Source organism: Gordonia sp. CNJ-863, assembly GCF_001942325.1.
GTDB lineage: Bacteria > Actinomycetota > Actinomycetes > Mycobacteriales > Mycobacteriaceae > Gordonia > Gordonia alkanivorans.
This window is the reverse complement of the sequence record NZ_MKKG01000044.1, coordinates 330,116-338,271: the sequence shown is the minus strand read 5'-3', so window position 1 is coordinate 338,271 and position 8,156 is coordinate 330,116. Positions and strand designations below refer to the sequence as shown.

The 8,156-nt window shown below is 65.0% G+C and carries 8 protein-coding genes; 1 reads left to right on the top strand and 7 read right to left on the bottom strand.

What is annotated here, in order from left to right; all coding sequences use genetic code 11:
- The first annotated feature begins 48 nt into the window (after nucleotides 1-48).
- Nucleotides 49-486, top strand: coding sequence for a TIR domain-containing protein (locus tag BJF87_RS19850; RefSeq protein WP_084813237.1), 438 nt, complete (start codon nucleotides 49-51; stop codon nucleotides 484-486).
- On the opposite strand, the gene BJF87_RS19845 is transcribed toward BJF87_RS19850, so the two are convergent.
- The 7 genes from BJF87_RS19845 to BJF87_RS19815 form a co-directional block, all read right to left on the bottom strand.
- Entirely contained in the window at nucleotides 483-1,925 is a 1,443-nt protein-coding gene (locus BJF87_RS19845) for a tyrosine-type recombinase/integrase (RefSeq protein WP_075863767.1), read from the bottom strand. The genes BJF87_RS19850 and BJF87_RS19845 overlap by 4 nt on opposite strands.
- Nucleotide 1,926: 1 nt before the next feature.
- Nucleotides 1,927-2,538: a recombinase family protein gene (locus tag BJF87_RS19840; protein WP_262339059.1), complete on the bottom strand. Its 612-nt coding sequence runs from the start codon at nucleotides 2,536-2,538 to the stop codon at nucleotides 1,927-1,929.
- A gap of 227 nt (nucleotides 2,539-2,765) precedes the next feature.
- The gene (locus BJF87_RS19835) at nucleotides 2,766-3,557 is read right to left on the bottom strand and encodes a hypothetical protein (RefSeq protein ID WP_075863765.1); all 792 of its coding nucleotides are present in this window, start codon (nucleotides 3,555-3,557) and stop codon (nucleotides 2,766-2,768) included.
- A 284-nt stretch (nucleotides 3,558-3,841) separates the two neighbouring features.
- On the bottom strand, nucleotides 3,842-4,855 hold the full coding sequence (locus tag BJF87_RS19830) for an AAA family ATPase (RefSeq protein ID WP_075863764.1): 1,014 nt from the start codon (nucleotides 4,853-4,855) through the stop codon (nucleotides 3,842-3,844).
- A complete protein-coding gene (locus BJF87_RS19825; RefSeq protein WP_158037551.1) occupies nucleotides 4,855-5,859 on the bottom strand; it encodes a bifunctional DNA primase/polymerase in 1,005 nt (334 codons plus the stop codon). Before BJF87_RS19825 ends, BJF87_RS19830 begins: the two co-directional genes overlap by 1 nt.
- 708 nt (nucleotides 5,860-6,567) lie before the next feature.
- Complete coding sequence (locus BJF87_RS19820; RefSeq protein WP_075863762.1) at nucleotides 6,568-7,368, bottom strand: hypothetical protein; 801 nt, start codon at nucleotides 7,366-7,368, stop codon at nucleotides 6,568-6,570.
- On the bottom strand, nucleotides 7,365-7,670 hold the full coding sequence (locus tag BJF87_RS19815) for a hypothetical protein (protein WP_075863761.1): 306 nt from the start codon (nucleotides 7,668-7,670) through the stop codon (nucleotides 7,365-7,367). The genes BJF87_RS19820 and BJF87_RS19815 overlap by 4 nt, the downstream gene beginning before the upstream one ends.
- Nucleotides 7,671-8,156 lie beyond the last annotated feature (486 nt).

Below are 8,156 nucleotides of genomic sequence, written 5' to 3'. Positions count from 1 at the left end.
TTCTGGGCGACGCGGACAACGTCGTCGCGGAACTCCTGGGGATAGGGCTTGGGCACAGCTGGCATCCTTCCAGGCCGCCCGGCAGGGCAAGCCAGATCAGATGTCACCTACTCGTGCACCAGCCCCGACTTCGTTCAGGATCGCCTTGGTTTGCAAGTTGACGAGTTCAACCGCGTACCCGTAGCGGGACTGACTAACGTCGCTCGTCTCTCCGAGATGTTGGACAACGCTGCATTCGCGTTACTGATCATGACCGCGGAAGATGAAACATCAGAAGGTAAACACGTTGCACGTGCGAACGTCATCCACGAAGTGGGTCTGTTCCAGGGTCGTTTGGGTTTTGCCAACGCGATCGTGCTTCTTGAGGACGGCTGTGAGGAGTTCTCGAACATCCACGGCCTAGGGCAGATTAGGTACCCGGCAGGCCGAATCAAAGCTGCCTTCGAAGAGATCCGTCAGGTCCTTGAGCGCGCCGAACTGGTCTAGCCCCTTAGCTGCACCACATTCTCGGTGCTGCTTGGCTGACCCATCGCTGCCAAGGCGGACATCGCCTCGGTGTGGTCGTCCTCAAAGAGGTGCGCGTACACGCTGAGCGTGGTGGTGACTTTGGCGTGCCCCATGAACCGCGCGATCTCCAGCGGAGGAATACCTGCCGCCACGCACAGGCTGGCGTAGGTGTGACGCAGCGCGTGGAACTTCAGGCCGGATGGGGCGGTGCCTGCGCGCAGCACCGCCGGACGGAACACCGCCTTGTAGAAGTTCTGGTGTCGTACAGGGCTGCACCAGTCCAGGTCCAGGCGCTGCTCGGCTACGTCCACCGTGAGAGCCGCCAAGGCGTCGGCCTGGCGGGTGGCCTTGGCCTGAGCGGTCTCGGGTTCGTCGGCGGCGCGCACCCCGGTCCGCTTCGGCGGTGTAAGCCGGAACGCCGGGAACAACGGCGCAGTCGATTCGTCAGCGCGGGGGTGCAGGGCCAGGTAGTCGCGCAGCACGTCTACGGTCGCCGGGGTCAGGGGTACTCGTCGCCGGCTCCCTCGCGTCTTGGGGGTGTCGTACCCGCCCGTGGGACGAGGACTCAGGGTGCGGTCCACTCGCAGTGTTCCGGGTTTGGGCCGCGCGTTGGGGTTGACCTGCCGCGCAGGCAGTTCCACGTCGCCCACCTGCAACCCGCCCAGCTCGGCGGCTCTCAGGCCACTCCACGCGGCCACATGTGTAAGTACGTTGTACGGCCAGGGCGTAGCCGCCACGAGTGCCGACACTTGGTCTGCAGTCAAGAACATGTCCGGGTCGTCCACGACGCCTGGCGTCCCGCTGTCGGCTGTGCGCTCGCTCGGCAACCTGACGTGGTCCGCAGGGTTGTCGCGCAGGAGACCGTCCACCACCGCCTGTTCCAGCACCATCTTCACGACGAAGTAGGCGTGCCGCACCGTGCTCGGCTTCTTCCCGGCGTCGATGAGGGCCTGCACCCACTCGGCGATCTGCTGCCGGGTGATACTGCCCACCGCTTTGCCGCCGAACGTCGCGATGATGGACAGGTGACCGGTGCTGTTGCCGTTGGCGTCTTTGCGGGCGCGCTTCTTCGGACTGAGGAGGTTCTCGTACTCACCTCGGGTGCGCGGCTTCAGGTCAGTGCGGCTGGCGAGCCACGCTTCCGCCGCGTGTGCGAACAACTGGTCCCGCGGGACGACCACCCCACCCGGTTGATGCTTGGCTGCGTTCAGCTCATCGCGAAACTGCTCGGCCGCTTCGCGATCCGCGAATGTGCGCTGCCGGTTGGTGCTGCGCTTCCGTCCGGTTGGGTTGGCCTCGCTAGCGGGGATGGGTAGACCCCGCTCGTCTCGCCGCGTCTCCTTCCAGATCACCCGATAGGTCTTCACGGGCTTGCCGCGCTTGCGGTCCTTGGTCTCGTACGTCTTGATCCAAGCCATGTCAGGCCACCTCCTGTGAGAGGCGGGTGAGTACACGCCGCACGGTGCTGTAGCTCCACGTGTCGCCACCTGTGGCTGTCGGTACGCCCTCAGCGGTGAGCCGGGAGGCGATGGCTTTCGCTCCGAGGCCCTGATGCGCGAGCACCTGGATACGGCGCTGTGTGCTGGTGGGGATCAGTCCGGGTTCGCCCTTGCGGCGTTTGGCGTCCAAGGCTTCACGAGTGCGGGTGCCGATCTTGCGGCGCTCCTCGGCTGCCACGGCCAGCCGCACGTCCGCCACGAGGCGCTGGCTCGGGTCGCCGCTGTCGGCACCTTCGGTGTCCAGCAACCGCCATCCATAGTCGTTCGCGCGCTTCATGATCTGGGCGGCGTCCAGCTGATCGCGCGTAACACGGTCTAGTGCGCGCACCAGCAAGCCCTGAGCCACGCCCGATTCCACAGCGGCCACAGCCACCTGCCGCCCGAACATCGCGTCGCTCTTGGCTCCGCTGACCACGTCCGTAGTGACCGTGAGCAGTTCGTGATCGTGCGCGGCGCACCACTGTTCCAGGCTCTCCCGCTGCGCTTCCAGGCCCAGCCCGCTGTCCCCTTGATCCCTCGTGCTGACCCGCACATACCCTATGACTCTCACTTGTCCTGTCCCCCTTGCTAGGTGGTCCGAGGGGTGCGGCCCTGCCCGCGCCCCCTGCACCCCATACTACGCCAGTGTGATGCACGTCACTACACGACTTACGTTGACTCCCTTACGGTTTGACGCCGCTTGTGCCGTTGACGTGTAGTGCGGGGTGCCCGTAGGCGCGCCGGGTGCCGTACCCGCGCCCTGGTGGCTGTGGGGCCGGTCTAATGGCCGGTCCTGCGGCGGGGTGCGGGCTGCTGTGCGGGTGGTGGCGTGTTGTGCAGCCGGTCCAGAGCTTCTTCAAACGGCAGCAGTCCCGATCCGTTTGCCGGGGCTGGTGACTGTGTGGGCCGGGGCGTGGTGGACGGTCTGTGCGACGGAGCCGGCGAATAACCCGCTTCGTCGTCGACGATCTGCGCATCCAGAATCTCGCTGGCGGTCCAGTCGTCGGGGTTGGCGCTGAAGGCGTCGTCGGTGAGTCCTCGGCGCGCGCGACTCTCCGCCCGCGACCCGCCAGTCACCATCGCCTCCAAGACTTGCTCAAATCCCTTGGGGGGACCGACTTCTACCTCTACCGCTGTCTTGGCGCTGAGGCCCGCGCGGTCCAGGGCGTCGCGGATGGCGGCGAGCTTCACGTTGCCGGGCGCGGCGTCACTGACGGCAATCTTCAACAGCTCCTTGGCCATCCGGTCGGCAGCAGACTGAAGACGAGCTCTCGCTTTGGCCTGGATGTGTGGAGCGAGGCCCCCGTGCGCGGGGCAAACGTTGCCGCCCGCAATGGCGATACGCGTACACGGCTGGCCGTTGGTCCTACGCGCGGTGCACACCCGATCCGGACTGGGTCGGCGTCCGTCGCCCCACACCACTTCCTTCGGTTTCCGGTTAGCGTCGAACCCTCTGGTCGCGACGATCGGCTCGGTCTCGACCGTCTGCTCGGTCCCGGTCGTCTGCTCGCTCTCAGTAGAGTCCTGGACCTCGTCCAAACCCTCAGCGTTCGAATCGTTCTCGTTCATCATTTCTTCCTCTTTTCTCCGATCTACCGACTACCCACAGCGCCCAACGGGGCGGACGATGCCCGCCTATATGCATAGGCGGGCGGGCATCGCCCTTGGCCGTTGCTCCGATACCCGGCCCCGTACCTGGTGCGGGTATCGCCCGCTACCTGCAGTTTTGCGTAACCCGGCTGCGGGGGGGGGCATCGCCGGGCATCGTGCCGGGCATCGGAGTACGTCCGATACCCGCGCGGGTAACGTGCTGCCACAACGCTTTTGGCAACCGCCTCCGATGCCCGCTCCTGCGTTCACCGCTGCGCGACAACCCACGTTGCTGGCCTCCCTCCGCCTCCAGAGCCACCTTTCGCACCTGCCGCATAGGTGAACTGTCCCTCTCGGGTGAACCTGTCCAAGCGGCGGCGGATGCGCTTCTTGGCCGGGACGTAGTCCGTGTCGTGTTCTTCCAGCTGGAACACACCGGCCACCGCATCCCTCTCGGTGATGCCAGCCGCCCCGGCTTCCACCGCGAGCTGCATCAGCATCACGTCGGGGTCGTTGGCGCTCGACAAGCCCGACCCATGAGAGTGATTGACGATCAGCGTGCCGACCGGGGCCGCAGGTTGCTTCAAGTGCGACAGCTCGACCGTGGGCGCTCCGGCTTCACCCCACACCAAGAGAACCGATCCCATGCCCGACGTCAGCCATGTGCTGCCGTACACGTCGGTCAGTTTGTCGGGCTTGCGGTTGTCGGCGGTGGCCTTGCGCTGATGGTGCAAGTCAATGAACTCAGTGCCGTTCGCGAGGACGGTCTGCATGGCGGCGTTGATGCCCGACCCCACCGCGTCTTCGCTCAGGCCACCGGCAAGGTCCTTCAGCGAATCCACGATCACCAAACCCGGCTCTCGTCCGTGCATGGCCACCCACTTAGCGAACACTCCCGGCGCTTCGGCGGCGTTGACCGGCGGCGGCCCCTTCCACACGACCAGCTGCCGCTTAAGCACAGCGGCGACGTTTTCGTCGGCGGTGTTCACCATCCGGTTGATAGATCGACGAATCTGCGGTGGGCGGTCCATCGCTAAGTAGAGGACCGGCCGGTCATCCACGACCACCGGCAACCCACAGAACTGCGGGTCGGTCAGGCCCAGTCGCGCCAGCATGAGCTGCTGGACGATAGTCGACTTGCCCACCCCCTGCGGCCCACAAATCATCAAGCCCTCACCAGGAGCCCACAGCACGCGGTCGCCTTCGCCCCACAGAGGGGTTTCGTCAGTCGCCTCGGTGAGAAACGCCAAACCGTCCATGGCACGGTCGGCGTTGACCATCAGTCGGTCTCGGGCCTTCTCCTCGGCATAAGCCGCCTTGGCGCGGTCACGAACCCGCAGCCTGCCGAGTTCGCGCTCACGTCCGCGTCCAGGTCTCCGGTGAGTGTGTCCCGATCCACGCGCGCTCGCGTCTCGTCCGGGTCGGCAAGCTGCGCCTGCGCTGCGGCCCAGACCGCCGTTCGTAGGAACTCGTTGGACGCAGGCCGATCTCGACCGTCAAGGTTGCGACCTATCCACCCAAACGAGTCCAAGAACGCATCCTGCAGCCTGGCAATGACCTCGGTGGCGGGATACAACCCGGCGCGCACCTCGCGGAAGGCCCACGGCAACGCCCTCACCAACGCTTCGTGACTGCTGCCGCCGTCGCACACTTCGTTCTCAAACGCGGTCAGCACACCGTCCAACGCAGCAGGGCGGTCGTTGCGGTTGTGCTCGTGCGCACTGACGAACGCATCGAATTCAGCATCTGTCAGCGGTGGCGCTTCGTGCTCGGACGCTTGCGACAGGCACGCCCGCAACGCGTCAGACAGTTCGGGTACGTCGCCGGTCTGTGTCCAGCGGTAGTGTCCGTCGTCTTCGGCGTGAGGCGTTGGGGCCGCGATGATGACGCCGTTCTTGCCGCGCACGTCTCCGAATGAAGCAAACGCGCCCCGACCGTTTCCGTAGCCGCCGTCATTGAGGAACAAGTAGTGCCCGCGATCCGGACTGTCTCGCCGGCTCAGCTGACACACGCCTTGGCGGAGTCCATTCGCCAGGTCACGCGGAAGGTCGACCAGCGCAGCGTTATCAAGGTCGAAGATCACTGCGCCACTCCGGCCCGCGTGCAGGGCGATTCCGTAGCTGGGGTTGTCGTTCCACCATTCCCGAACCTGAGCAGGATCGCGGCTGGACAGGTGCTGCCACCCGGCACCCACCACGCTGCCGGGGTTCTTGCTTCTGGGTGCGACCGGCAACACGAACCATCCCGCTCGCACATACGCCAGGGCCGCTTCGCGCAAGCTCAACCCAGACACATCAGGTATTCGCGGCGCGAACATCCGCCACACCGTGCAACCGTCACTGTCTAGCGAGTGAGTCACGTGGATTCGTCTGTGGCCCTGTGTTTTACGCGGTGGCTTCGGTTTGGTGGGTGAGGTATTGTGGGTCATAAGAGGCCCTTCCCAAGCTTCTTGTCGATCAGAGGACGCCGGAACCGATCTCCCAGATACTCGGTTCCGGCGTTCTCTTTTGTGCGAGGTAACCCGTTGCGCTGCAACGGTTTAAGGTGAAGTGCGTCAGCTACCGGCTGACGTTGGCAGGAGAGCTCAGCTCACCGCGTGTGGAAAAGAGGGGCGTGTCGGCGGTGTCGGCGCGTCCCTCAACCGTTGTCGACGTAGGCACAGCAGCCGCCACACGCGTTGACGTTGCACCGCCCACGCCAGCGCACCCACTAGGGGCCGCACGTCCGACGTGGCGACGCTCAGGCACCAGCGAATGCCCCTGTAGCGGTTGCACAGCCAGGTACGTCACGCCCGCATGGCAGTTCTGAACCACACGGAACCGCCCCGGCGAGACCAACCGCACGTGCGACCATTCCCACCCGCGCTCGTCGACGACGAACCTGCGGAACCACCGACGACGAGCACGCACCGCGTACCCCAACAACAGATCGCCGGGGAGGCCGTCGGAGCTTTGGGCCAGGATCGCCGAGCCCGGCACAACCTGGCCCCGCATCAGCGGAACCTGTCGTCGGGCCAACCGGTCGCTTGATCCCAGTCGTCACAGGCAAATTCCACGTCAATCGTCAGGTCGTGATGCCCGCCGCGGACGGGATCGAAGCCACGACAGATGCGCGGTTCGCACGCGTAGCACATCGGGAAGACGCGCAGCACCGCACCGCAGTCAACTTTCACGAAGATGGACATCACGCCGACACGCGGACAGAAGAAGCAGTCCGGCACGCGATGGGAACGCGTCGCGAGACGAACCACCCGGGCGGACGTCCATCCCTGCGAGACCAGATACTCCTTGTTGCCGATCCCACGTGGGCTGTAAAGGATCACCGTCTTGATGGGACTGCCGCCATACTCGGCGACCTCGACGGCCATGTCGTAATCACGCTCGTGGCGAGCGAGTTCCAGTCGAGCCTGCGGCCCGTACTCTTCAACCCACTGCTCAATCGTGATGGCTTTCAGGCGGTCGTCGTAAGACAGCGCCGGACCTGCGGGGTTGCGATCCTTCTGGATTCGTCGACCACAGTTCGAATACCAGAACGAGCCCACCACCCCACAGCATTCGGTAGGCAGGTCGCGCGCCCGGTCGATGGCGTCGCTTAGTTCGGGGAGCAACCGCGCATCTGGACTGTAAGGACGTGCAGTGCCATCCAGCAGGAAGCGATCCGCACTCGTTGCCTCGGCAGTCTGTGCCACCATCGGATGCCCCGTGGTCGCGGCCGTCATCGCCGCGTGGTCGTCGTCACGAAGATGACGCAAGGCGGAGAACTGATCGAACTCGTCCCGCCACCGCGCGTTCACGCGGCACCGCCACGACCACCAGAGGCCAACGACTGCAACCAATCCCACAGATCACGGTCAGCGTACCAGTTGTGACCCGCGATGCGGAACTTCCGGAGCGAGGCGTCCTCGCTCGCGGTTCTGATCCGAGTGTCCGTTATGCCGTGGACGCCGATCTCGGCGAAGAACGCCTTGGCTCCGGGACGACCCTTGCGCGTGGGGAGGTTGGACAGCTCGTCCCGATTGATGGGGTGCCGCCGCTGTCCGCGATTCTGCGGAGCGGGAGCGAAGGCTGGCGCGGTTCGCGCTACTGCCTGAGACATACGAGTTCCTCTCTGTGAGAGAGGGGTGGAGCGGAACAGCACTGCGCCGACCGCAAACACACCCCTCGTAAGGGTTGTTGTGTTCACAGGTCGGCCCAGCCAAGGGACGCGGGGCTGGCATGAAAGCAGCGCCTTGCTCGAAGGAGCGCCTTGTCCGCGTCGGTACCGATACATCACGAACCACTTGACCGGTCCGGCAACCTTGCCCAGCTTGCCGCTGTGGCTGTTGCACCACCCACCCTGCCACGGCAGGCCGTTAGTACGCAACCCCTGGCACGTTGGGAGTTGGTGTTAGCCAATGGATTACGTGTCCGACTAGATGAGAATGCTCGTTAACTCAATCGGTGGGTGCCAGAGCGACCCTTTCCGATAGTCTCCCTGGCGCGCTGCATCGTTGGATTCCCACGCCAGTACCGGGCTACCACTCGCCGTGATCCGTTCGTTATCCGCCACCACATAGACCGACCCCGCCGAGCTGGCCAGGGC

What these genes read in the sequence shown, in the direction of transcription:
- BJF87_RS19835 (WP_075863765.1), bottom strand. Translation starts at nt 3,557, where the DNA reads ATGATGAACGAGAACGATTCGAACGCTGAGGGTTTGGACGAGGTCCAG.
- BJF87_RS19815 (WP_075863761.1), bottom strand. Translation starts at nt 7,670, where the DNA reads ATGTCTCAGGCAGTAGCGCGAACCGCGCCAGCCTTCGCTCCCGCTCCG.
- BJF87_RS19830 (WP_075863764.1), bottom strand. Translation starts at nt 4,855, where the DNA reads ATGGTCAACGCCGACCGTGCCATGGACGGTTTGGCGTTTCTCACCGAG.
- BJF87_RS19845 (WP_075863767.1), bottom strand. Translation starts at nt 1,925, where the DNA reads ATGGCTTGGATCAAGACGTACGAGACCAAGGACCGCAAGCGCGGCAAG.